Here is a 23,260-nt window from a genome sequence, read left to right on the forward strand (position 1 = left end):
TACGATAATGATACAAATACTGAGATCCTGATCTAGATCACAGGCGTTATTTTCAGTAGGTTATAAAAAGTTTGTTACAGATGTATTTTTATTGAATCGGTAACGGAAATGACGATTGCCTTGTGTTCTAAACAGGCAACGTGTCTGGATTGCCAAGGCAATGTCTGACAAACCATCAACAAAAAATCAGATGGAAGGGAATACTATGCGTATTGGGGTACCAAGAGAGCGGTGGGCGGGAGAATCCCGAGTGGCAGCCACGCCAAAAACAGTGGAGCAATTGCTGAAGCTGGGTTTCACCGTCACCGTTGAGAGTGGCGCAGGTAAGCTGGCAAGCTTCGATGACGAAGCGTTTGTAAAGGCTGGCGCGACCATTTCAGATACCGCTGATGTCTGGCAGTCTGACGTTATTCTGAAGGTGAATGCACCACAGGACAGCGAAATCGAACTACTGCGTGCAGGTTCTACGCTGGTGAGTTTTATCTGGCCTGCACAAAATCCTGAATTACTCGAAAAACTGGCCGCAAAAAACGTCACCGTGATGGCGATGGATTCCGTGCCGCGTATTTCTCGTGCGCAATCCCTTGATGCCCTGAGCTCCATGGCAAACATCGCGGGTTATCGTGCCATCGTCGAAGCTGCTCATGAATTTGGCCGTTTCTTTACCGGGCAAATTACTGCTGCGGGCAAAGTTCCACCGGCTAAAGTGATGGTTATCGGTGCCGGTGTGGCAGGTCTTGCGGCGATTGGCGCGGCAAACAGCCTGGGTGCTATTGTCCGTGCATTCGACACCCGCCCGGAAGTCAAAGAACAAGTGCAAAGTATGGGCGCTGAGTTCCTTGAACTGGACTTTAAAGAAGAAGCAGGCAGCGGTGACGGCTACGCCAAAGTCATGTCCGAAGCCTTCATTAAAGCCGAAATGGCGCTGTTCGCCGCGCAAGCTAAAGAAGTCGACATTATTGTCACCACCGCGCTGATCCCTGGCAAACCGGCTCCAAAACTCATCACTCGTGAAATGGTTGATTCCATGCAGCCGGGTAGCGTGATTGTCGATTTGGCAGCACAAAACGGCGGTAACTGCGAATACACCGTGGCGGACAAAGTCACCGTCACACCAAACGGTGTAAAAGTGATTGGCTATACCGATTTACCAGGACGTCTGCCAACACAATCCTCACAGCTTTACGGGACTAACCTGGTTAACTTGCTCAAACTGCTCTGTAAAGAGAAAGATGGCAATACCGTGGTTGATTTCGAAGATGTGGTCGTTCGTGGTGTGACAGTGATTCGCGATGGCGAAGTCACCTGGCCGGCACCGCCAATTCAGGTTTCTGCACAGCCGCAGGCTGCCGCAAAACCTGCTGCACCGGTTGAAGAGAAGAAGCCTGCATCACCGTGGCGCAAATATGCGTTTATGGCACTGGCGATCATTTTGTTCGGCTGGCTTGCGGACGTCGCACCGAAAGAGTTCCTCAGTCACTTCACCGTATTCGCGTTGTCGTGCGTGGTCGGTTATTACGTGGTGTGGAACGTTTCGCACGCACTGCACACACCTTTGATGTCGGTAACGAATGCCATTTCAGGGATTATCGTGGTCGGCGCTGTGCTGCAAATTGGTCATGGTGGCTGGGTTAGCTTCCTGAGCTTTATTGCGGTGCTGATTGCCAGTATCAATATTTTTGGTGGATTCACCGTCACTCAGCGCATGCTGAAAATGTTCCGGAAGAACTAAGGGGTAACACATGTCTGGTGGATTAGTTACAGCAGCATACATTGTTGCCGCGATTCTGTTTATTTTCAGCCTGGCGGGGCTGTCAAAACACGAAACTTCAAAACAAGGCAACTTGTTCGGTATGGCAGGTATGGCCATTGCGCTGGTCGCAACCATCTTTGGGCCTGAAACCGGCAACGTCGTGTGGATTATCGTGGCTATGGTGATTGGTGGTGCCATTGGTATTCACCTTGCCAAAAAAGTAGAAATGACCGAAATGCCGGAGCTGGTGGCGATTCTGCACAGCTTCGTAGGTCTGGCTGCGGTTCTGGTTGGCTTCAATAGCTACCTTGATCACGCGCCAGGTCTTGAGCCAGTGATGGAAAACATCCATTTAACGGAAGTGTTCCTCGGTATCTTCATTGGTGCGGTGACCTTCACAGGTTCCATCGTGGCGTTTGGTAAACTGCGCGGCAAAATCTCCTCTAAACCGCTGATGCTGCCAAACCGTCATAAACTGAACCTGGCTGCGCTGGTCGTTTCCTTCGCGATGTTGATTATCTTCGTGCGTACCGAAAGCGTTGGCCTGCAAGTGCTGGCGCTGTTGGTCATGACTATCATTGCGCTGGTTATTGGCTGGCACCTGGTGGCGTCCATTGGTGGCGCAGATATGCCAGTTGTGGTTTCCATGCTGAACTCCTACTCCGGTTGGGCGGCGGCGGCGGCAGGCTTTATGCTCAGCAACGATCTGCTGATCGTGACGGGCGCGCTGGTGGGTTCTTCGGGTGCGATTCTGTCTTACATCATGTGTAAGGCGATGAACCGTTCCTTTATCAGCGTAATCGCTGGCGGCTTCGGTACTGACGGTTCCTCCACCGGTGAAGGCGAAGAAGTGGGCGAACACCGTGAAATCACGGCAGAAGACACGGCTGACATGTTGAAAAACTCAACGTCAGTGATCATCACCCCAGGCTATGGTATGGCGGTGGCTCAGGCGCAATACCCGGTGGCTGAAATCACTGAAAAACTGCGCGCTCGTGGCATCAAAGTTCGCTTTGGTATTCACCCGGTTGCTGGGCGTTTGCCAGGCCACATGAACGTTCTGCTGGCTGAAGCCCGCGTACCGTATGATGTGGTTCTGGAAATGGACGAAATCAACGATGATTTCACCGACACCGACACCGTTTTGGTTATCGGCGCGAACGACACGGTGAACCCGGCAGCACTTGAAGATCCACGCAGCCCAATCGCGGGCATGCCAGTGCTGGAAGTGTGGAAGGCGCAGAACGTTATCGTCTTCAAACGCTCGATGAACACCGGTTACGCAGGGGTGCAAAACCCACTGTTCTTTAAAGATAATACCCACATGCTGTTCGGTGACGCGAAAGCCACCGTTGAAGCAATTTTGAAAGCACTCTAGTTTTTAAGTAATTGAGATGCTCAGCAAAACCGCCTTTCGGGGCGGTTTTTAGATTGCTGACAAAGGTCACTAAACAGGTGTTGTAGGGGGGATAAGCGATAGCGTCATCCACCATTTGCGCCTGTTGTTGCAGATAAAAGTGTCGGATGACGCTGCGCTTATCCGACCTGGGAAGAGGTTTGTCATCAGTCTGAAAACCGCCTTTCGGGGCGGTTTTTTTATGGTTCGCCCAGAGCAATAAGCTCTTGTAGCAGCGCCGTCAGCTGTTGCATTTTCTCCGGCGTAAACTGAATTTCAATCTGCTTATAGGCCTCTTCAACTTGCGCCTGCGCGCGGGCATACAGCGCATTTCCCTCTTTGGTCAGTGAGATGTACAACTTACGCTGGTCGTTAACCGGTTTTAACCGCAGCACCAGACCATCGCGTTCCATACGCGTCAAAATACCCGTCAGGCTGGGGCGAAGGATACAAGTACTGAACGCCAGATCATGAAAATCCATGGAAGGGTTGTCAGCCAGCACACGAATAATCCGCCACTGCTGCTCCGTTAAATTGTGCTGCTTAATAATCGGGCGAAAGTAGCCCATTGCCACTTCTCGCGCCTGCATCAAGGCGATGGTTAAAGAAACCTGCATCATGCCTCCTGGTGTCTGAACTCATTAATATGTGAATAATATAATAATGTTGCTTTTATCGACAGCTTATTTTCCTGTGAAATAACGGTAAGTTTTATAAAAAATAAATAATTATCTGATAAATAACAAATTAATTTAAGTAATGTAAATTTATTGTTAATCAAATCACAAAAAATTAACTCGCGCTTGCTAAATGCATAATGGGGGAATAAAACATATTGTTAATATATTAATGAAATGTTTGCTGTCTCTGAGGAGCTATCAATGAAAGGTACTGTTTTCGCCGTAGCGCTCAACCACCGCAGCCAGCTTGATGCCTGGCATGAGATGTTTGAGAAAGCCCCCTATAAAACACCCCCTAAAACGGCGGTCTGGTTTATCAAACCGCGCAATACCGTCATTCGTGGCGGTGAGCCGATTTCGTATCCGCAGGGGGAAACGGTGCAGAGCGGTGCCACCGTGGCGCTCATTGTTGGAAAAGCAGCACGCAAAGTGAGCGTTGAAAACGCGCATCAATATATTGCCGGTTATGCACTGGCCAACGACGTCAGCCTGCCGGAAGAGAGCTTCTACCGTCCGGCAATCAAGGCGAAATGCCGTGATGGTTTTTGCCCGCTAGGGGAAATCTCTACCGTTGATGACGTCAACAATCTCACCATCGTGACTGAAATTAACGGTCGCGAAGCCGACCACTGGAGCACCACAGACTTGCAACGCAATGCCGCCGAACTGCTAAGCGCGCTGAGCGAATTTGCAACCTTAAACCCCGGTGACGCTATTTTGCTTGGCACACCGCAGTCCCGTATCACGCTGCGTCCAGGTGACCGCGTGCGTATTCAGGCCACAGGGTTCCCGGCGCTTGAAAACCCAGTAGTTGCCGAAGGAGAACTCACATGAAAAAGGCTCGTATTCGTTATCAGGGGCAGGATATTGACGTTGGCATTGATGGGCAAAATCAGGTGCTGCTGGCAGGCGGCCATAAGCTCGAAAACGGCACTTTTAGCTGGCTGCCACCCGCCGACGGCACGCTGTTCGCGTTGGGATTGAACTATGCCGATCACGCCAGCGAACTGGATTTTAAGCCGCCGGAAGAACCGCTGGTATTTATCAAATCAGCCAATAGTTTTATCGGCCATGAGCATGAGTCAGTTCGTCCGGACAACGTCGAGTACATGCACTACGAAGCAGAATTGGTGGTGGTTATCGGCAAAACGGCGCGCAAAGTCAGTGAGGCCGATGCCATGGATTACGTTGCCGGTTATACCGTCTGCAACGATTACGCCATCCGCGACTACCTGGAAAACTACTACCGCCCAAATCTACGGGTAAAAAGCCGCGATACCCTGACCCCAATTGGCCCGTGGATTGTCGATAAAGCCGATATTCCGGACCCGCACAACCTGGCTTTGCGCACCTGGGTTAACGGTGAATTTCGCCAGCAGGGCACCACCGCCGACTTAATTTTCAACATCCCATATCTGATTGCTTATCTCAGCGATTTTATGACCCTGCAACCAGGCGACATGATCGCCACCGGCACGCCGAAAGGGCTGTCTGACGTGGTACCAGGGGACGAAGTGGTGGTCGAAGTTGAAGGCGTGGGCCGTCTGGTCAACCGCATCATCAGCCAGCAGGCGTATGAGGAGCAGCTGTAATGAAAAAGATTAATCATTGGATCAACGGCAAAAACGTCGCGAGCAAAGACTACTTCCAGACCACCAATCCGGCGACGGGCGAGGTACTGGCGGATGTAGCTTCTGGTGGCGAAGCTGAAATCAACAGCGCGGTTGCCGCTGCCAAAGAGGCCTTCCCGAAATGGGCTAACTTGCCGATGAAAGAGCGAGCGCGCCTGATGCGCCGCCTGGGTGACTTGATTGACCAGAACGTGCCGGAAATTGCGGCGATGGAGACTGCCGACACCGGTTTGCCTATCCATCAGACCCAAAACGTGTTGATCCCACGCGCTTCCCATAACTTCGAATTCTTTGCTGAAGTGTGCCAGCAGATGAACGGCAAGACCTATCCGGTCGATGACAAGATGCTCAACTATACCCTCGTCCAGCCAGTGGGGGTTTGTGCGCTGGTGTCGCCGTGGAACGTGCCGTTTATGACGGCCACCTGGAAAGTTGCACCATGCCTGGCGTTGGGTAACACCGCGGTACTGAAAATGTCTGAACTGTCGCCGTTAACGGCCGACCGTCTGGGTGAACTGGCGCTGGAAGCAGGGATTCCGGCGGGTGTGCTGAACGTGGTGCAGGGCTATGGTGCGAACGCGGGCGATGCCCTGGTGCGTCATAACGATGTCCGCGCTATCTCGTTTACCGGCGGTACCGCTACCGGACGGCGCATTATGCAGAATGCGGGTCTGAAAAAGTATTCCATGGAACTGGGCGGTAAATCGCCGGTGCTGATTTTTGAAGATGCCGATATTGAACGCGCACTGGATGCCGCACTGTTTACCATCTTCTCGATCAATGGCGAGCGCTGTACTGCGGGCTCACGCATCTTTATTCAGCAAAGCATCTATCCAGAATTCATCAAACGTTTTGCTGAACGTGCAAACCGCCTGCGTGTCGGCGACCCGACAGACCCGAACACCCAGGTTGGCGCATTGATCAGCCAGCAACACTGGGAAAAAGTGTCCGGCTATATTCGCCTCGGCATTGAAGAAGGCGCGACACTGCTGGCGGGTGGCCCTGATAAACCGTCCGATTTGCCTGCACATTTGCGCGGCGGCCACTTCCTGCGACCAACGGTGCTGGCGGATGTCGACAACCGTATGCGCGTGGCACAAGAAGAAATTTTTGGCCCGGTTGCTTGCTTGCTGCCATTTAAAGACGAAGCGGAAGGCTTGCGTCTGGCTAACGACGTTGAATACGGACTGGCTTCGTATATCTGGACCCAGGATGTCAGCAAAGTGCTGCGCCTGGCGCGGAGTATCGAAGCGGGAATGGTGTTCGTGAACACCCAAAACGTACGCGACCTGCGTCAACCATTCGGCGGCGTGAAAGCCTCTGGTACCGGACGTGAAGGTGGTGAGTACAGTTTTGACGTGTTCGCCGAAATGAAAAACATCTGCATTTCCATGGGCGACCATCCGATCCCGAAATGGGGCATTTAAGGAGAATATCATGGGCAAATTAGCGTTAGCCGCCAAAATCACCCACGTACCGTCAATGTATCTCTCTGAACTGCCGGGGAAAAACTACGGTTGCCGCCAGGCCGCCATTGACGGGCACAAAGAGATCAGCAAGCGTTGCCGTGAACTGGGTGTTGATACCATCATCGTGTTTGACACCCACTGGCTGGTCAACAGCGCCTATCACATCAACTGCGCCGACCATTTTTCCGGGGTCTACACCAGTAACGAACTGCCGCACTTTATTCGCGACATGACCTACGACTACGACGGTAACCCGGAACTGGGGCAATTGATCGCCGACGAAGCGGTGGCGCTGGGCGTGCGTGCCAAAGCGCACAACATCCCAAGCCTGAAGCTGGAATACGGCACGCTGGTGCCGATGCGTTATATGAACAGCGACAAACATTTCAAAGTGGTGTCCATCTCTGCCTTTTGTACCGTTCACGATTTTGCCGACAGCCGTAAGCTCGGTGAAGCCATTGTCAAAGCGATTGAAAAGTATGACGGTACCGTCGCGGTGTTCGCCAGCGGCTCGCTGTCGCATCGCTTCATTGACGACCAGCGTGCGGAAGAGGGAATGAACAGCTATACCCGTGAATTTGACCATCAAATGGATGAGCAAGTGGTCAAGCTGTGGCGCGAGGGCAATTTCAAAGCGTTCTGCACCATGCTGCCGGAGTATGCCGATTACTGCTACGGCGAAGGCAATATGCACGACACAGTGATGCTATTGGGGATGCTGGGTTGGGACAAATATGACGGCAAGGTGGAGTTTATCACCGAGCTGTTCGCCAGCTCCGGTACCGGCCAGGTGAACGCTGTTTTCCCGCTACCCGCCTAAGGACAAACCATGCCGCATTTTATTGCTGAATGTACCGACAACATCCGTGAACAGGCCGATTTACCCGCGCTGTTTGCCCAGGTTAACGAGGCGCTAGCCGCTACCGGCATCTTCCCGATTGGCGGCATCCGTAGCCGGGCAATCTGGCTGGATACCTGGCAGATGGCCGATGGGAAGCACGATTATGCTTTCGTACACATGACGTTGAAAATCGGTACCGGGCGCAGCCTGGAGAGCCGTCAGGAAGTCGGGGGTATGCTGTTTGAGATGATAAAAAACCACTTTGCCGCCCTGATGGACAGCCGTTATCTGGCCTTGTCGTTCGAGATTGAAGAACTGCACCCTACGCTGAATTACAAGCAGAACAACGTGCATGCGTTGTTCCGTTGAGGTCACTAAAATGCTAGATAAATCAATTCATAGCCTGATTGCCCAGCGGTTGAATCAGGCTGAAAAGCAGCGTGAGCAGATTCGCCAGATCTCGCTTGATTACCCAACGATCACTATTGAAGACGCCTACGCCATTCAGCGCCTGTGGGTCGAAATGAAGATTGCTGAAGGCCGCGTGCTAAAAGGCCACAAAATCGGTCTGACCTCAAAAGCGATGCAGGCAAGCTCACAGATCAGTGAGCCGGACTTCGGCGCGTTGCTTGACGACATGTTCTTCCACGACGGCGGCGACATCCCAACCGATCGCTTTATCGTTCCGCGCATCGAAGTGGAGCTGGCGTTTGTGCTGGCAAAACCGCTGCGTGGCCCAAATTGCACGTTGTTCGACGTCTACAACGCTACCGACTACGTGATTCCGGCACTGGAGTTAATCGACGCCCGTTGCCATAACGTCGATCCGGAAAGCCAACGTCCGCGCAAAGTGTTCGACACCATCTCCGATAACGCCGCCAATGCCGGAGTCATTCTCGGTGGTCGCCCGATCAAACCCGACGAACTCGACCTGCGATGGATTTCGGCACTGCTGTATCGCAACGGTGTGATCGAGGAAACCGGCGTTGCTGCTGGTGTGTTGAATCATCCGGCGAACGGCGTGGCATGGCTGGCGAATAAGCTCGCCGCTTACGACGTCCAGCTGGAAGCAGGGCAGATCATTCTTGGCGGTTCGTTCACCCGTCCGGTTGCCGCGAGCAAAGGCGACACCTTCCATGTCGACTACGGCAACATGGGTTCGATCAGTTGCCGCTTTGTGTAAGGGGAAACAAGATGATGAAAAATAGCTTTAAAGAGGCGCTGAAGGCGGGGCGTCCGCAAATTGGATTATGGCTGGGATTGTCCAGCAGCTATAGCGCCGAGCTGTTAGCGGGAGCGGGTTTCGACTGGTTGCTGATTGACGGCGAACATGCGCCGAACAACGTGCAGACGGTGCTCACTCAGTTGCAGGCGATTGCGCCATATCCCAGCCAAGCGGTGGTTCGTCCGTCGTGGAATGATGCGGTGCAGATCAAACAACTGCTGGATGTCGGCACGCAAAACCTGCTGGTGCCGATGGTGCAGAACGCCGAAGAAGCTCGCGCGGCGGTTCGTGCCACACATTATCCACCGCAGGGTATTCGTGGCGTGGGCAGTGCACTGGCGCGCGCTTCGCGCTGGAACCGCATCCCGGATTACATTCATCAGGCCAATGACGCAATGTGCGTACTGGTGCAGATTGAAACCCGCGAAGCGCTAAATAATCTTCCACAGATTCTGGACGTTGAAGGCGTCGATGGCGTGTTTATCGGCCCGGCCGATCTCAGTGCCGACATGGGGTTTGCTGGTAACCCGCAGCATCCGGAAGTCCAGGCCGTCATTGAACGTGTCATCGTGCAAATTCGCCAGGCGGGCAAAGCTCCCGGCATTTTGATGGCTAACGAGCAACTGGCAAAACGCTATCTGGAACTGGGGGCGCTGTTCGTTGCCGTCGGTGTCGATACCACGCTGCTGGCACGTGGAGCCGAGGCACTAGCCGCGCGCTTTTGCGAGCAGAAAATCTCGTCAGATTCGTCCGGTGTTTACTAGCACTATCAATCACAACATTCATTGCTAATTGCCATCTGGTGTCATCGCGCCAGGTGGTGTGGTACCCACGCTGTCTCACTACAAAAATGCCCATCAGAGGAAAGGACAATGAGCGACGCATCACCTGCAATCCCGGAACAACTTAACCCTGCTGACCAGCATAAACAGCTGACTGCCAGACAGCAGTCAGTCATCAACAAGCTGTTTCGCCGTTTGGTTCTGTTTTTGTTTGTGTTGTTTATCTTCTCATTTTTAGACCGCATCAATATTGGTTTTGCCGGGCTGACCATGGGGCAGGATTTGGGGCTTAACGCCACCATGTTCGGGCTAGCCACCACGCTGTTTTACGCCACCTACGTAATTTGCGGTATTCCCAGCAACGTGATGCTTAGCATCGTCGGTGCGCGCCGCTGGATAGCCGCCCTGATGGTGTTGTGGGGCATTGCCTCCACCGCAACCATGTTCGCCGTCGGGCCGAAAAGCTTGTATGTGCTAAGGATGCTGGTGGGCATCACCGAAGCGGGCTTCCTTCCGGGCATTTTGCTCTACCTGACTTACTGGTTCCCGGCGTTTTTCCGCGCTCGTGCCAACGCGCTATTTATGATTGCGATGCCCGTGACCACCGCCCTGGGTTCGATAGTCTCAGGCTATATTCTCTCGATGGATGGTCTGTTGAATTTACACGGCTGGCAGTGGCTGTTCTTGCTCGAAGGTTTCCCATCGGTGCTGCTCGGTATTTTGGTTTGGTTCTGGCTGGATGATTCCCCGGCTAAGGCGAAATGGCTGACCGAAGATGACAAAAAATGCCTGCAAGAGATGATGGATAACGACCGCCTGACCCTGGTTCAGCCGGAAGGGGCTATCAGTCATCATGCCATGCAGCAGCGCAGTCTGTGGCGTGAAGTCTTTACGCCCATTGTCCTGATGTACACCTTTGCCTACTTCTGCCTGACTAACACGCTCAGTGCTATCAGCATCTGGACGCCGCAAATTCTGAAAAGCTTCAACGAGGGCAGCAGCAATATCACCATCGGCCTGCTGGCCGCTATTCCGCAGATTTTTACTATCCTCGGGATGATTTACTGGAGCCGCCATTCGGATAAACATCAGGAGCGAAAACACCATACCGCCTTACCGTTCCTGTTTGCTGCTGCGGGCTGGTTATTGGCGTCGGCGACCGACCATAATCTGATCCAGCTATTGGGGATAATCATGGCTTCCAGTGGTTCGTTTAGCGCGATGGCGATTTTCTGGACCACACCGGATCAGTCAATCAGTTTACGCGCCAGAGCAATCGGCATCGCAGTGATCAACGCTATGGGGAATATTGGGTCGGCGCTAAGTCCGTTTATGATTGGCTGGCTGAAAGATATTACCGGCAGTTTCAACAGCGGATTATGGTTTGTCGCCGCGTTGTTGGTCATTGGGGCGATTGTTATTTGGCTTATCCCGATGAAATCCTCGCGCCCACGTGCCACGCCGTAAGGAACCACTATGTGCCAGCGTGCGATCGCCAATATCGACATCAGCAAAGAGTACGAGGGAAGCCTGGGCACAAAAGATGTGCATTACCAGTCGTTTGCCCGCATGGCTGAATTTTTTGGCCGTGATATGCAGGCACATCGTCATGACCAGTATTTTCAGATGCACTTTCTTGATACCGGGCAGATTGAACTGCAACTCGACGATCACCGCTACTCGGTGCAAGCCCCGCTGTTTGTGCTGACACCACCGTCGGTTCCGCACGCTTTTATCACCGAGTCAGACAGCGACGGCCACGTGCTCACGGTACGCGAAGATCTCATCTGGCCGCTGCTGGAAGTGTTGTATCCCGGCACGCGGGAAGCGTTTGGTTTGCCGGGAATATGTTTATCGCTGGCGGATAAATCGGAGGAGCTGGAAGCATTGGCGCACTATTGGCGGCTAATTGAACGTGAATCATCTTCGCAGTTGCCAGGGCGCGAGCACACGCTGGTATTATTGGCGCAGGCGGTTTTTACGCTGCTGCTGCGTAATGCGCCACTGGACGATCTGGCCGCCAGCGGGGTGCGTGGCGAACTTAAACTGTTCCAGCGTTTTAACCAGATGGTCGATAAAAACTACCATTTACACTGGAATATGCCGGACTATGCGGCGGAGCTGCATTTGACGGAGTCACGTCTGACGGACATCTGCCGCCGTTTCGCCAACCGCTCGCCAAAGCGGCTTATTTTTGACAGACAACTGCGTGAAGCTAAGCGGCTACTGCTGTTTTCTGACAGCACCGTCAGCGAAATCGGCTGGCAGCTTGGTTTTAAAGATCCTGCCTATTTTTCCCGCTTTTTTAACCGCTTAGTCGGTTGCTCGCCGAGCGAGTTTCGTGCTCAGCAGGTTCGTGTGTCGTAAGTTTTTCGCGCTCTGATATTTTGCGTGAGGGATAACAGTTAGCCTCGCAGGTTTTCCATTCACCCGTGCGTTCAGTTATCTCTTTAATTTCCGATAACGGTGAACGGAACCTTCTCCGTACTGGCACTTTATCTTCCTGCAATACCACAAATGCCCGTAACCTCCTGCGGGTTCATTTCCGAACATCTCCGAATGTGACCTCGCTCACTGATCAATCCTCTGATTAAGCCTACCTTTCTTTTTAATTATCATATTGATTTTATTATATTTGTTTGAATTATGTGTGACATTGAATCATACATTTAGGCTAATAACTCCATCTAAATTAAAGGAATAACATGATGGCATCTGATGCGTTTCATGGATCCGTTTTCTCTACATCAGGGAGAGTGCTGTGTCATTAAAAGGACTGCGTTTCACTCTGGAGGTGGAAGGGCTGGAGCCGGACACCTTTGCGGTGGTGAGCTTTCGCCTGCTGCAGCATAACTCCGCTGCATTTGTCCTCGATGCTGACGTCGCCAGTAAGTCTTTCCGCCAAACGGCTGACCAGTTGCTGGAGAAAAACGTCACCCTGACGCTCTGGCAGGGGCAGAAAGTCCTGCGCCATGTCAGCGGCATTATTGCCACCTTCGGCATGAGCGAGCACAACGGCTGGCAGATGCAGTACACCCTGCGTATTCATCCTCCCCTGTGGCGCTGCGGTCTGCGCCAGAACTTCCGCATCTTCCAGCAGCAGGATATTCAGACCATCACCGCCACGTTGCTGGCAGAAAACGGCGTCACCAACTGGACGTCGGTGTTTTATGAATCCCATCCGGCCCGCGAGTTCTGCGCCCAGTACGGGGAAAGTGACTTCGCTTTTTTATCCAGACTGTGGGCCGAAGAAGGCATTTTCTTCTTTGACGACGTCTCCCCGGACGGGGGGCAGCGGCTGATGCTGACTGATGATGTGACCGGCCTGCGCAGGCGGCAGGATGCCTTTCCCTTTAATCCGAATGTATCGACTGGAACCACCACGGAGCACATCAGTGTGTTTCGTCACGAAGCGGGTATCGCCCCCTCCACTGTCACCAGCCTGGATTACACCTTTAAGATGCCGGACTGGCCGGGGGGCTATCGCCAGAAAGCACAGAGCCTGAATGGCCAGCGCTCGCAGTATGAAGTGCTGGATTATCCGGGGCGTTTTAAGGATGAACAGCACGGCGAAGATTTCACCCGCTATAAACTGGACGCCTGGCGTAACCAGGCCGAAACCGCCACCGGCACCAGCAATTCTCCGGCGCTGTCGCCTGGCGTGCGTTTCCCCCTTTCCGGCCACCCGATAAAAAGCCACAACCGGAAATGGCAGGTCATCAGCAGTGCGATGACCGGGGAACAGCCACAGGCCCTGCACGGCAGTCGCGGCGAGGGGACCACCCTCACCAACCGGTTTGTGGCCATACCGGGAGACCGCACCTGGCGCCCGAATCGCCCGCAGAAACCGAAGGTCGACGGCCCGCAGAGTGCGGTGGTCACCGGCCCGCCGGGGGAGGAGATTTTCTGCGACGAACACGGGCGGGTGCGGGTGAAATTCCGCTGGGACCGTTATCACGGCGAAACAGAAGACAGCTCGTGCTGGATACGGGTGTCGCAGGCGTGGGCCGGTGCCGGGTTCGGTCACCTGGCGATACCGCGTGTCGGCCAGGAAGTGATAGTCGATTTCCTCAACGGCGACCCGGACCAGCCCATCGTGATGGGGCGTACGTATCATGAAGATAACCGCTCGCCGGGCAGTCAGCCTGGCACAAAGACGCAGATGACCCTGCGCTCAAAAACCTATAAGGGTAGCGGGTTTAACGAACTCATGTTTGAGGATAAGACAGATCAGGAACTGCTATTGATACATGCTCAAAAAGACATGCAGGTTAAAGTTCTTAACAGTAAAGATGTGCGTGTAAATTACGACAGAACCGTCAGCATCGGGCACGATGAGTTGTTGGTAGTAGCCAATGACAGAAAAGTGACCGTTGAAGGTCAGCAGGATCATAAGACCACTAAAGATTATTTAAGCTTGATTGAAGGTGAACACCATATTGAAATCAAAGGGGATCTGGCTCAGAAAGTTGCAGGCGCAATGGGAATTAAAGTTGAGGGCGATATTGTTTTACACAGTGACAGTAAAATTAGTTTCCGTGTTGGTGGTTCATTTATTTCCATCCATGCAGGTGGTGTCGATATTAAAGGGCCAAAAATCAATCTGAATGGTGGGGGCAGTCCCGGCGAGGTTATTTTACCGATGAGCCCCGCGATTCTGAAGGCCGCAGCGGGTGACGGAACAATGTTTGTCGCTCATTGCCCAATGGAGGATGAGTAATCATGGACTCTGTACGTTATGCCATCGTTGATGGTGCTGTCGTTGAAGATCTCCTGGATTTTCTGTCTGAGTATAATCCTCCACATTCTTGCCTGTACTCTGAGCCACTACAGCCAGAATTAGTAAAACTGGCTCCATATTTACTTGAAGTTACAGCGGATGTAGAGAACTGGTTAAATTCTTGTACAAGGCCGTGGGGAATATATCTGACAACAAAAGTCACGATGCGGATACTGCGCCAGCATTTAAGAAAATTTCTGCAGGTACTTCTTCCCGATGAAACAAAACCTGTAATATTTCGCTTTTATGATCCACGAAATATTTGGGATTTTATAAATGTCTTATCAGACTGGGAAAAACATCTTTTTCTTAAAAATATTCTAAAAATAGAAACAACTTACCGACATGGTCAGGAGTTGTTATTAGATGAGTTGCATGGAATCTATCCACCAGACTCCAGAAAAAAGCAGTCGTCTAAATTAATGGTGATCACTAAAGCACAATACTTACAACTAGAGAAAGTATTTGAACGAAGATACATTGAAGATCTGGCAGGAATTATGAACTCGGATGCTGGAGCAGTAGAACGTTTTTCCATAGACTGGGCAGGGAAATTATTCAGTTACTTAAGAGAGTTAGGAATAACAGACCGCCGAAGTATAGATGAGATCGCAAAATTATTTTCGCGTGATAATATCCACCATTTGAGTGAGATCCCAACAAGATACAAGGCTATTTTAGAAGGAACAATGAGCCCCGGACATTATCGCACGGATCTTTTACTGCTAGATGTTTATGGTGAAATACCTGTCTGGAAAAGGAGTGGGTTATCATGGGGATAAGTTTGACAGCAGGTTCACCTAAATGCTCCTGTAAAAATCCAGACACCTGTACACATGCATTAGAAATTAAAACAAGCACTCCCGACGCAACCTATGAATATAAGCAAGGTGAATCATTGCCTGTCATTTACCTTCATGACAAAGATGCAGAAGGGGTTAAAGTAACGACAACTCTTGCAGGTAAAACATGTGTTAGTAATAGTCCTGACTGCCCGTCAGGTGTTATATACAATGATTACTACCTTAGTCAATTAACAAAGGGTATAAATAACGATACGTTAAAGTATCTTAGCTACGATGAAAAACTGAAGCTGACAATGGGGGGAATGGGTACGAAGGGCGGCGAATTAACTGCATCAAAATATGTTTATGGGGCTCTGGAATATTTAGATATAGTCACCTTTTTAAGTGATGTTGTTTTCGATGGTCTTAACAAAATTGATAAAACAGAATATGAGTTACAGGCAGGAGAATGCCTGGGACAACCAGTAAAAGAATTGATCTTCCCACTTAAAACAACAGCGAATGATAAAGCTAAATATCCGATCTATACGACTGTCGATACCAGAATAATAGTATTCCCGAAGTTTTCTTGGTCTGTGGGGGTAAATATTACAGGTGGAAAGAACAATGGCACCAAAGAACTCACTGATGATGAACGCTATGATATTTTGCAAGGCAGAAATAATAATGAGTCAATGAGTGTAGGTAAATATGCGATTACCCGAGGTGTGAGTATAGATGGCACGGCGTCAATAAGCGTCGGAAGTAGTAGTAAAGATTATCAAAAGACGATGCAGGCGGAATTTACACGTTACAAAGATAAATTAAGTCTACTGAAAAAAGCAGAGGAAACGATTGATACTGTTACCAGCCTTTTTAAAGCGGATGATAGTAAGATACAGGTATTAAAAGTTGATGTTAAATACCCTTTAATTGATGTTAAAGGGAGTGGTGAGTTATTTCTTGGTAAAAATAATAAACCCTATATTCACTGTGCTGTAGATGTAAAGTTATCGCCGCTGATTAATTTTACTATCACTCTCGATTTGATTCAGGCTTTTGCAGCTTATTTTCATCAGGAGAGAAACATTGCAAAGATAAGAGAAAAAGCGCAATCACAAGAGGATGATGTTAATAAAGGCGGAAATGGTATTTATGCCAAAGCCGTTTTAAACCTTATTGTTACCGGCGATATCAATCTTTCTTATCGCTATTTATCGGATGAAAAGTATGATTTTCATTCTGAGCTAGGTGATAAGAATGAAGGGACGCTTGGTTTAGCACTGGAATCTAAAGTCGAGGCTGGGCTTAAAGTTGTGATCGTGGAGGCATTCTTTAGTGCTGAAGCAAAAATCACTGCTGAATGTTGTTTTGCATTGGAGAAAAAAAAGGATAAAGATCTTGAACTGATCTTTTTCCATAACGGCATTGTTATGTATGCGAAATATAAAATTAAAGTTGAGATCGGTAATGATGATGATGATGAAAAAAGCCCTACTGGGAGGAGCGAGTCTCAAGATGAAAGTTGGGAAGAAGGAAAGGGGGAATGGACCATTTGTGATGCACTAGGAAAAGAACAATCATCCTTTAGGATAAAATTTTGAGGCGTGTTCATAATGTATAAGTTATTAATCGCGAGTGCTTTATTATTTTCTAATTATATATTTGCTGGAGCCAATATGGATAATGTAAGATATTCTGCATATTTTAAAACACTCAGTAGTACTTGTATACTTTCAGTGAATGGGCTTGATTATCTTAGTACACTAAAAGGATCAAGGAATATTAGTACAGGTAGTGATATAACTGATGCGTTAGAGAACGGTGTGAATAATAGTATAGGGTTGATATTTTTTCCTTCTGAGTCAAAAATAAAAACTGAAACATATTCTTGTGAAGTGAAAATTGTGAAGTCAGTGCCAGATCGGCATGATGAAATAGTCACTAACTTCAAAGTTTTTTTCGATGGTAAAAATAATCGGCCATTTAATGACTTGGAAGGCTATTCTATACAAGATATAAGTGATGGGACTAAGCAACCTATTATCAAAGGTATTTCAAATCGAATTATATTTTCTGGCGAAGAAAAACCAGAAGATTGGCTTACAGCTTATCGTAATTTTACTGTTTCAGAAATTCCTGTATGGCGATGGACAAAAGCTACGCCACAAAAAGATGATTTGGCTTTACGTAGTCAATTGATAGCAGCCTATAATGAGCTAATCAATGATTTGAAAAAAAGAGATCTTACTACCATTAAGAAAAAATACTCAATTGCTTTGGGTGAATATGCGAAAGCAGGTTTGACGGATGATACTGAATTCTTTTTCAATTCTATTGGTTTAGTTAGCGCACTCCAAAAAGGTGAAGTAATTTTAAATCCTGACTGGAAAAAATACAAAGTGTTAATGTATCAAAATAATAGAATGTTTTGTCTTGGTATCGGTGGGGCAAGTAGAAACTCTCCAATTCAATTCTTCAATGCTGAAGGGAAAAAAATATTCTCCTGGAACCCCTTCTTCGCCATGATCGACGGTAAAATGGTATTAGTTCGTTAAATAAAAACTAATATCTTCACTGACTGTAATAAGGATATTTATGCCGTTAGCCGCAAAACTGAATGATCAAGGAACTGAACACGATGGTTTTCATTCCACGCCGATAATTGCTGGTTCACCAACAGTATTTATTGATGGTTTACCTGCAGCCCGGTTGGGGGATCCGTTATTTGAGCACAGCAAACCGCCAGATAACCCACCTCATCCTCGCGCTATCTCAAGTGGCTCTGGGACAGTTTTTATCGATGGGATTCCGGCAGCCAGAACAGGGGACAGTATTAGCTGTGGCGGTGTTGTGATTGGGAGTGGGACTGTCAATATTGGTTAAATAGAACCATCCTTACCCTAACTATCTCAAGACTATCTCTTATATAAAAATCACCCTGGCAATCTTGTCAGGGTGAGATCTGTAAACCTGCGTGATTTTCCGTTTACCCGTGTGTTCAGTTATCTGTTTGATTCCCGCAGACGTTCACCGGTTCCGTGGGGACCCCGATCACAGAACACCATCCCGCCTGAAAAGTACCAGCCATTGACCTAAAAGTCTCTTCACCGAATCGGGTTTAAGAGCTTCAATTAAGAAACAAAAACAAAACATAAATTTAACAAAATCCGATTAATACTGAAGAGGTCACGATGAAACCTGAAGATTTCCGCGCAGACACAAAACGCCCGTTCACCGGTGAAGAGTACCTGAAAAGCCTGCAGGATGGCCGTGAGATTTATATTTACGGTGAGCGTGTTAAAGACGTCACCACCCATCCAGCATTCCGCAACGCGGCGGCATCTGTCGGCCAGTTATATGACGCGCTGCACAAACCTGAGCTGCAAGACTCCCTGTGCTGGAACACCGATACCGGCAGCGGTGGTTACACTCACAAGTTCTTCCGTGTCGCCAAAAGTGCTGATGACTTGCGTCAACAGCGTGATGCTATCGCCGAATGGTCGCGTCTGAGCTACGGCTGGATGGGGCGGACCCCGGATTACAAAGCTGCCTTCGGTTGTGCGCTGGGGGCTAACCCGGCGTTCTATGGGCAATTCGAGCAGAACGCCCGCCACTGGTACACGCGTATTCAGGAATCCGGCATGTACTTTAACCATGCCATTGTTAACCCACCTATCGACCGCCATAAATCGGCTGATGAAGTCAAAGACGTTTACATCAAGCTGGAAAAAGAGACCGATGCCGGGATCATCGTTAGCGGGGCGAAAGTTGTCGCGACCAACTCAGCATTGACACACTACAACATGATTGGCTTCGGCTCGGCGCAGGTGATGGGTGAAAACCCTGATTTCGCTTTGATGTTTGTTGCACCGATGGATGCGGAAGGCGTGAAACTTATCTCACGTGCATCTTACGAATTGGTGGCAGGTGCGACTGGCTCACCGTATGACTATCCGCTCTCCAGCCGTTTCGACGAAAACGACGCAATTCTGGTGATGGATAAGGTGCTTATTCCATGGGAAAACGTACTGATTTACCGTGACTTCGATCGTTGCCGTCGCTGGACAATGGAAGGTGGCTTTGCGCGTATGTACCCGCTGCAAGCCTGTGTGCGTTTGGCGGTGAAGCTCGACTTTATTATCGCGCTGCTGAAAAAATCGCTCGAATGTACTGGCACCCTTGAATTCCGTGGTGTGCAAGCGGATCTCGGTGAAGTTGTGGCCTGGCGCAATATGTTCTGGGCATTGAGTGACTCTATGTGTTCAGAAGCGACGCCGTGGGTGAACGGGGCATATCTGCCAGACCACGCTGCACTGCAAACCTACCGTGTGATGGCGCCGATGGCCTACGCCAAAATTAAAAATATTATCGAACGTAACGTGACCAGCGGCCTGATCTACCTGCCGTCGAGCGCACGTGACCTGAATAACCCGCAGATTGACCAGTATCTGGCGAAATACGTGCGCGGCTCCAACGGTATGGACCATGTGCAGCGCATCAAGATTCTCAAATTGATGTGGGATGCTATCGGCAGCGAATTTGGCGGCCGCCACGAACTGTATGAAATCAACTACTCCGGTAGCCAGGATGAAATTCGCCTGCAGTGCCTGCGCCAGGCGCAGACCTCCGGCAACATGGACAAAATGATGGCGATGGTCGATCGCTGTCTGTCCGAATACGACCAGCACGGCTGGACGGTTCCGCATCTGCACAACAACGCGGATATTAATCTTCTGGATAAGCTGCTGAAGTAATTCACAGCAGGAGGTCACTATGCAATTAGATGAACAACGTCTGCGTTTTCGCGATGCCATGGCCAGCTTGTCGGCTGCCGTTAATGTGGTCACGACTGAAGGTGAGGCGGGTCGCTGCGGCATTACCGCCACCGCCGTGTGTTCGGTCACCGATACTCCGCCAACAGTGATGGTGTGCATCAACGCGAACAGCGCGATGAACCCAGTGTTTCAGGGTAACGGCAAATTGTGCATAAATGTGCTGAACCACGAACAGGAAGTCATGGCTCGCCACTTTGCCGGGATGACCGGTATGGCAATGGATGAGCGCTTCAGTCTGGTCGGCTGGCAGCGTGGCGCTTTGGCGCAGCCAGTGCTTAAAGGGGCGCTGGCGAATCTGGAAGGGGAAATCCGTCAGGTGCAGACCATCGGCAGCCATCTGGTTTACCTGGTTGAAGTGCAGAATATTTCACTGGGCGAAGAAGGGCATGGATTGATCTATTTCAAACGCCGTTTTCATCCGGTGCTGATGGAGGCGCTGGCGTAAAAAACGAGTCGTCATTTAATGCTAGTATCAGCAATGTTGACCCTTCTAATGATGAGTGATAGCGTATCATCATTGTTGATACTATGAGATCGAAAACATGTCGAAGGTAATAGTGAAAAAATGGGGTAACAGCCCATCCGTACGGCTTCCTGTGGCCATTATGCAAGCGGCATCATTGAATGTGGATGATACCGTTGATATTTCGGTTGAAGACGGCCGTATTGTCATTGTACCGGTGAAAACGAAGGAATATTCCCTTGATGCGCTGTTAGCCGGGATTACTCCTGACAACATCCATGAAAAAGTTGATTTTGGCGCTCCGGTCGGTAAGGAGCTGATCTGATGGTTTCACGTTTTGTACCGGATTCTGGCGATGTTATCTGGATTGATTTTGACCCTGTAGCAGGACACGAACAGGGCGGTAATCGCCCTGCCGTGGTGCTGAGCCCATTTGCATATAATAATAAAGTGGGTTTACTACTCTGCGTTCCCTGTACAACCAAAGCAAAAGACTATCCGTTTGAGGTTGAACTCTCTGGCGAACGTGAAAGCGTAGCCCTGGCCGATCAAATCACATGCGTTGATTGGCGAGCCAGAAAGGTGACAAAAAAGGGAAGCGTTAGTGTTGCCGAACTGGCTGATATAAGGGCTAAAGCAAAAACACTCATTGGATAACATAATGAGTGTTTATATGAAGCTACAACGAAATAATCAGCCTGAAATTAAAAGGCCTGAGCCCGTAGAATACCGAACCCAGGCCAATCAGTTAATCGTCTTCGTCGTCATCCAGTTCTACTGGCGTTTGGTATTCATCAGGTTTGATGACCAGCAAATCGCAACGTAAATGGTCAATGACTTGCTCGGCAGTATTACCGAGGAACGCCGCCGATAGCCCGGTGCGCCCCACAGTACCGAGCACTACAATACCGGCCTGCAAATGCTCCGCGAGATCGGGAATCACTTCTTCAGGTAACCCTTTCTCGACATGAGTCATTTTCTCATCAATAGCGAATTTTTGACGTAACGCTTTCATCGCGACTAAATGCTGGCCGCGAATCGCATCGTTATAAACACTTGGGTCAAAATCGGGGAGTTCGATGGCGATATTAATCGGGGTTATCGGGTAGGCGCCTACCAGGTGAACTTCGGTGTGGTTAACATCGTTGGCGAGGCGAATCGTCTCTTTAACCAACTTCTCATTCAGTGCGTTGTGGTACAGCTCTTCACTTGCCAGATTTACCGCCACAACCGCTCGGCCACCTTCAGGCCATGGCTTTTCATTAACCATCCACACCGGGCATGGGCATTTACGCAGCAAATGCCAGTCGGTTGGGGTGAAAATAACCGCTTCCAGTTTGTCGTGCTGGTGCGTCATTTTCAGTACCAGATCGTGTCCACCGCTAATCACTTCCTGAATAATCGCCTCGAAGGGACGATTATGCCAAACCACTTTAATTTCAATGGGTACGCCCGAATCGATGTAGTACTGCGCTTGTTCTTTAATCCAGGCCGCGCGCTGGCTGATTACGCCTTTGCGCATAGCCGTACGCTCATCAGGCGACAGAAGGGTGGTCATCTCGTAGGAAAAATCATAGATAGGCAGAAAGGCTTTGATCCTGCCCCCAATCCGTTGATGCAGATAAACAGCACGCCGCAGGGCGGGTTGATCGTCCTGATTGGGATCTATAGCGACTAGCATGTTTTGATATTTTGCCATACAGGTCTCCTTACAACTGCTTAACCACAGTCTGTTAAGTAAGATTAACCTATATGTGCTAATTGAAACAGGTGATAACCCATTGCAGGATCAATAAATCAACAAAATCCATTGATCCTGGTTAGGGAAGCAGAAATCAGGCAACGTTGCGTGACTGACCAGCGAGTTGTGCGAGAATTTCGCTGTTTTCGATGGTGATGTACTTTCCTTTCACCGCCAGCATGCCACTTTTCTGGAAGCGACCTAACAGGCGACTGATAGTTTCAACGGTCAGACCGAGGTAGTTACCGATATCGCCACGCGTCATGGTCAGACGGAATTCCCGAGGGGAGAAACCGCGCTGGGCAAAGCGACGTGAAAGGTTATAGATAAATGCCGCCAGGCGCTCTTCTGCATTCTTCTTCGAAAGCAGCAGAATCATATCCTGGTCGCCCTTAATTTCGCCGCTCATCAAACGCATCATCTGCTGGCGCAGGTTGGGCATTTTACCGGACAAATCATCAAGGGTTTCGAAGGGGATTTCGCAGACCATAGAGGTTTCGAGCGCTTGTGCGAAACTTGGGTGCATCCCAGTCCCGATAGCGTCAAAACCTACCAAATCGCCGGCTAAATGGAAGCCCGTAATTTGCTCGTCACCTTGTTCAGTGATGGTGTAGCTCTTAATGGTCCCTGAACGAATAGCGTACAGCGACTTCAGCTCATCACCTGCTTTAAACAGGGTTTGTCCCTTCTGAATAGGCTTCTTACGCTCGATGATATTATCCAGCTGATCAAGCTCATGTTCATTGAGAGTGAAGGGGATGCATAATTGGCTGATGCTGCAATCCTGGCAATGGATAGCACAACCGCCAGACTGAATGCGTCGAATAATTCGCTTTTCAGGGATCATAGATATGCTCGGGCCGTTATATTGATATT

The 23,260-nt window shown here is 49.9% G+C and carries 23 protein-coding genes; 20 read left to right on the top strand and 3 right to left on the bottom strand.

Annotated elements, in window-relative coordinates; all coding sequences use genetic code 11:
- Positions 1-205: 205 nt before the first annotated feature.
- Both pntA and pntB read left to right on the top strand, forming a co-directional pair.
- Positions 206-1,732, top strand: a complete 1,527-nt coding sequence (gene pntA, locus D8682_RS01710; RefSeq protein WP_064547215.1) for a Re/Si-specific NAD(P)(+) transhydrogenase subunit alpha — start codon at positions 206-208, stop codon at positions 1,730-1,732.
- Between the two features lie 10 nt (positions 1,733-1,742).
- Positions 1,743-3,131 (top strand): Re/Si-specific NAD(P)(+) transhydrogenase subunit beta, encoded by a 1,389-nt coding sequence (pntB, locus tag D8682_RS01715; RefSeq protein ID WP_064547214.1) that lies wholly within the window; start codon positions 1,743-1,745, stop codon positions 3,129-3,131.
- 218 nt (positions 3,132-3,349) lie between these two features.
- Here pntB and hpaR read toward each other — a convergent pair whose 3' ends face one another.
- The gene (gene hpaR / locus D8682_RS01720) at positions 3,350-3,766 is read right to left on the bottom strand and encodes a homoprotocatechuate degradation operon regulator HpaR (protein ID WP_064547212.1); all 417 of its coding nucleotides are present in this window, start codon (positions 3,764-3,766) and stop codon (positions 3,350-3,352) included.
- 264 nt (positions 3,767-4,030) lie between these two features.
- On the opposite strand from hpaR, the gene D8682_RS01725 reads away from it, so the two are divergent.
- The 18 genes from D8682_RS01725 (at position 4,031) to mazF (ending at position 21,300) form a co-directional block, all read left to right on the top strand.
- Entirely contained in the window at positions 4,031-4,663 is a 633-nt protein-coding gene (locus D8682_RS01725) for a fumarylacetoacetate hydrolase family protein (RefSeq protein WP_121813338.1), read from the top strand.
- Complete coding sequence (locus D8682_RS01730) at positions 4,660-5,421, top strand: fumarylacetoacetate hydrolase family protein (protein WP_121813339.1); 762 nt, start codon at positions 4,660-4,662, stop codon at positions 5,419-5,421. The genes D8682_RS01725 and D8682_RS01730 overlap by 4 nt, the downstream gene beginning before the upstream one ends.
- Positions 5,421-6,887, top strand: a complete 1,467-nt coding sequence (hpaE, locus tag D8682_RS01735; RefSeq protein WP_064547208.1) for a 5-carboxymethyl-2-hydroxymuconate semialdehyde dehydrogenase — start codon at positions 5,421-5,423, stop codon at positions 6,885-6,887. Before D8682_RS01730 ends, hpaE begins: the two co-directional genes overlap by 1 nt.
- A gap of 10 nt (positions 6,888-6,897) precedes the next feature.
- Positions 6,898-7,749 (top strand): 3,4-dihydroxyphenylacetate 2,3-dioxygenase, encoded by an 852-nt coding sequence (gene hpaD, locus D8682_RS01740; RefSeq protein ID WP_064547204.1) that lies wholly within the window; start codon positions 6,898-6,900, stop codon positions 7,747-7,749.
- A 9-nt stretch (positions 7,750-7,758) separates the two neighbouring features.
- Complete coding sequence (locus D8682_RS01745) at positions 7,759-8,139, top strand: 5-carboxymethyl-2-hydroxymuconate Delta-isomerase (protein WP_121813340.1); 381 nt, start codon at positions 7,759-7,761, stop codon at positions 8,137-8,139.
- Positions 8,140-8,149: 10 nt separating this feature from the next.
- Entirely contained in the window at positions 8,150-8,953 is an 804-nt protein-coding gene (hpaH, locus tag D8682_RS01750) for a 2-oxo-hept-4-ene-1,7-dioate hydratase (RefSeq protein ID WP_064547382.1), read from the top strand.
- A 14-nt stretch (positions 8,954-8,967) separates the two neighbouring features.
- Entirely contained in the window at positions 8,968-9,759 is a 792-nt protein-coding gene (gene hpaI / locus D8682_RS01755; protein WP_121815610.1) for a 4-hydroxy-2-oxoheptanedioate aldolase, read from the top strand.
- 108 nt (positions 9,760-9,867) lie between these two features.
- Positions 9,868-11,244 (top strand): 4-hydroxyphenylacetate permease, encoded by a 1,377-nt coding sequence (gene hpaX / locus D8682_RS01760; RefSeq protein ID WP_064547202.1) that lies wholly within the window; start codon positions 9,868-9,870, stop codon positions 11,242-11,244.
- A 9-nt stretch (positions 11,245-11,253) separates the two neighbouring features.
- A complete protein-coding gene (hpaA, locus tag D8682_RS01765) occupies positions 11,254-12,144 on the top strand; it encodes a 4-hydroxyphenylacetate catabolism regulatory protein HpaA (RefSeq protein ID WP_064547201.1) in 891 nt (296 codons plus the stop codon).
- A gap of 394 nt (positions 12,145-12,538) precedes the next feature.
- The gene (locus tag D8682_RS01770) at positions 12,539-14,497 is read left to right on the top strand and encodes a type VI secretion system Vgr family protein (protein WP_121813341.1); all 1,959 of its coding nucleotides are present in this window, start codon (positions 12,539-12,541) and stop codon (positions 14,495-14,497) included.
- A gap of 2 nt (positions 14,498-14,499) precedes the next feature.
- Entirely contained in the window at positions 14,500-15,339 is an 840-nt protein-coding gene (locus D8682_RS01775; RefSeq protein WP_121813342.1) for a DUF4123 domain-containing protein, read from the top strand.
- Positions 15,330-16,946 (top strand): hypothetical protein, encoded by a 1,617-nt coding sequence (locus D8682_RS01780; protein WP_121813343.1) that lies wholly within the window; start codon positions 15,330-15,332, stop codon positions 16,944-16,946. The genes D8682_RS01775 and D8682_RS01780 overlap by 10 nt, the downstream gene beginning before the upstream one ends.
- A gap of 12 nt (positions 16,947-16,958) precedes the next feature.
- Positions 16,959-17,900, top strand: coding sequence for a hypothetical protein (locus D8682_RS01785; RefSeq protein ID WP_238392808.1), 942 nt, complete (start codon positions 16,959-16,961; stop codon positions 17,898-17,900).
- A gap of 40 nt (positions 17,901-17,940) precedes the next feature.
- Positions 17,941-18,228 carry a type VI secretion system PAAR protein gene (locus D8682_RS01790; RefSeq protein ID WP_121813344.1) on the top strand — a complete coding sequence of 96 codons (288 nt, stop codon included), beginning with the start codon at positions 17,941-17,943 and terminating at the stop codon, positions 18,226-18,228.
- A gap of 308 nt (positions 18,229-18,536) precedes the next feature.
- Positions 18,537-20,099 (top strand): 4-hydroxyphenylacetate 3-monooxygenase, oxygenase component, encoded by a 1,563-nt coding sequence (gene hpaB / locus D8682_RS01795; protein WP_121813345.1) that lies wholly within the window; start codon positions 18,537-18,539, stop codon positions 20,097-20,099.
- A 19-nt stretch (positions 20,100-20,118) separates the two neighbouring features.
- On the top strand, positions 20,119-20,625 hold the full coding sequence (locus D8682_RS01800; protein WP_064547185.1) for a 4-hydroxyphenylacetate 3-monooxygenase reductase subunit: 507 nt from the start codon (positions 20,119-20,121) through the stop codon (positions 20,623-20,625).
- Between the two features lie 97 nt (positions 20,626-20,722).
- Positions 20,723-20,968, top strand: a complete 246-nt coding sequence (locus tag D8682_RS01805; protein WP_064547184.1) for an AbrB/MazE/SpoVT family DNA-binding domain-containing protein — start codon at positions 20,723-20,725, stop codon at positions 20,966-20,968.
- Positions 20,968-21,300: an endoribonuclease MazF gene (gene mazF / locus D8682_RS01810; protein ID WP_121813346.1), complete on the top strand. Its 333-nt coding sequence runs from the start codon at positions 20,968-20,970 to the stop codon at positions 21,298-21,300. The genes D8682_RS01805 and mazF overlap by 1 nt, the downstream gene beginning before the upstream one ends.
- 91 nt (positions 21,301-21,391) lie before the next feature.
- Here the strand turns inward: mazF and uspE are convergent, their stop codons facing one another.
- Together uspE and fnr are read right to left on the bottom strand one after the other, a co-directional pair.
- Entirely contained in the window at positions 21,392-22,342 is a 951-nt protein-coding gene (gene uspE, locus D8682_RS01815; protein WP_064547181.1) for a universal stress protein UspE, read from the bottom strand.
- A 136-nt stretch (positions 22,343-22,478) separates the two neighbouring features.
- Entirely contained in the window at positions 22,479-23,231 is a 753-nt protein-coding gene (gene fnr, locus D8682_RS01820) for a fumarate/nitrate reduction transcriptional regulator Fnr (RefSeq protein ID WP_064547179.1), read from the bottom strand.
- Positions 23,232-23,260 lie beyond the last annotated feature (29 nt).

Origin of the sequence: Buttiauxella sp. 3AFRM03 (genome assembly GCF_003675305.1) — a bacterium.
Taxonomy (GTDB): domain Bacteria; phylum Pseudomonadota; class Gammaproteobacteria; order Enterobacterales; family Enterobacteriaceae; genus Buttiauxella; species Buttiauxella ferragutiae.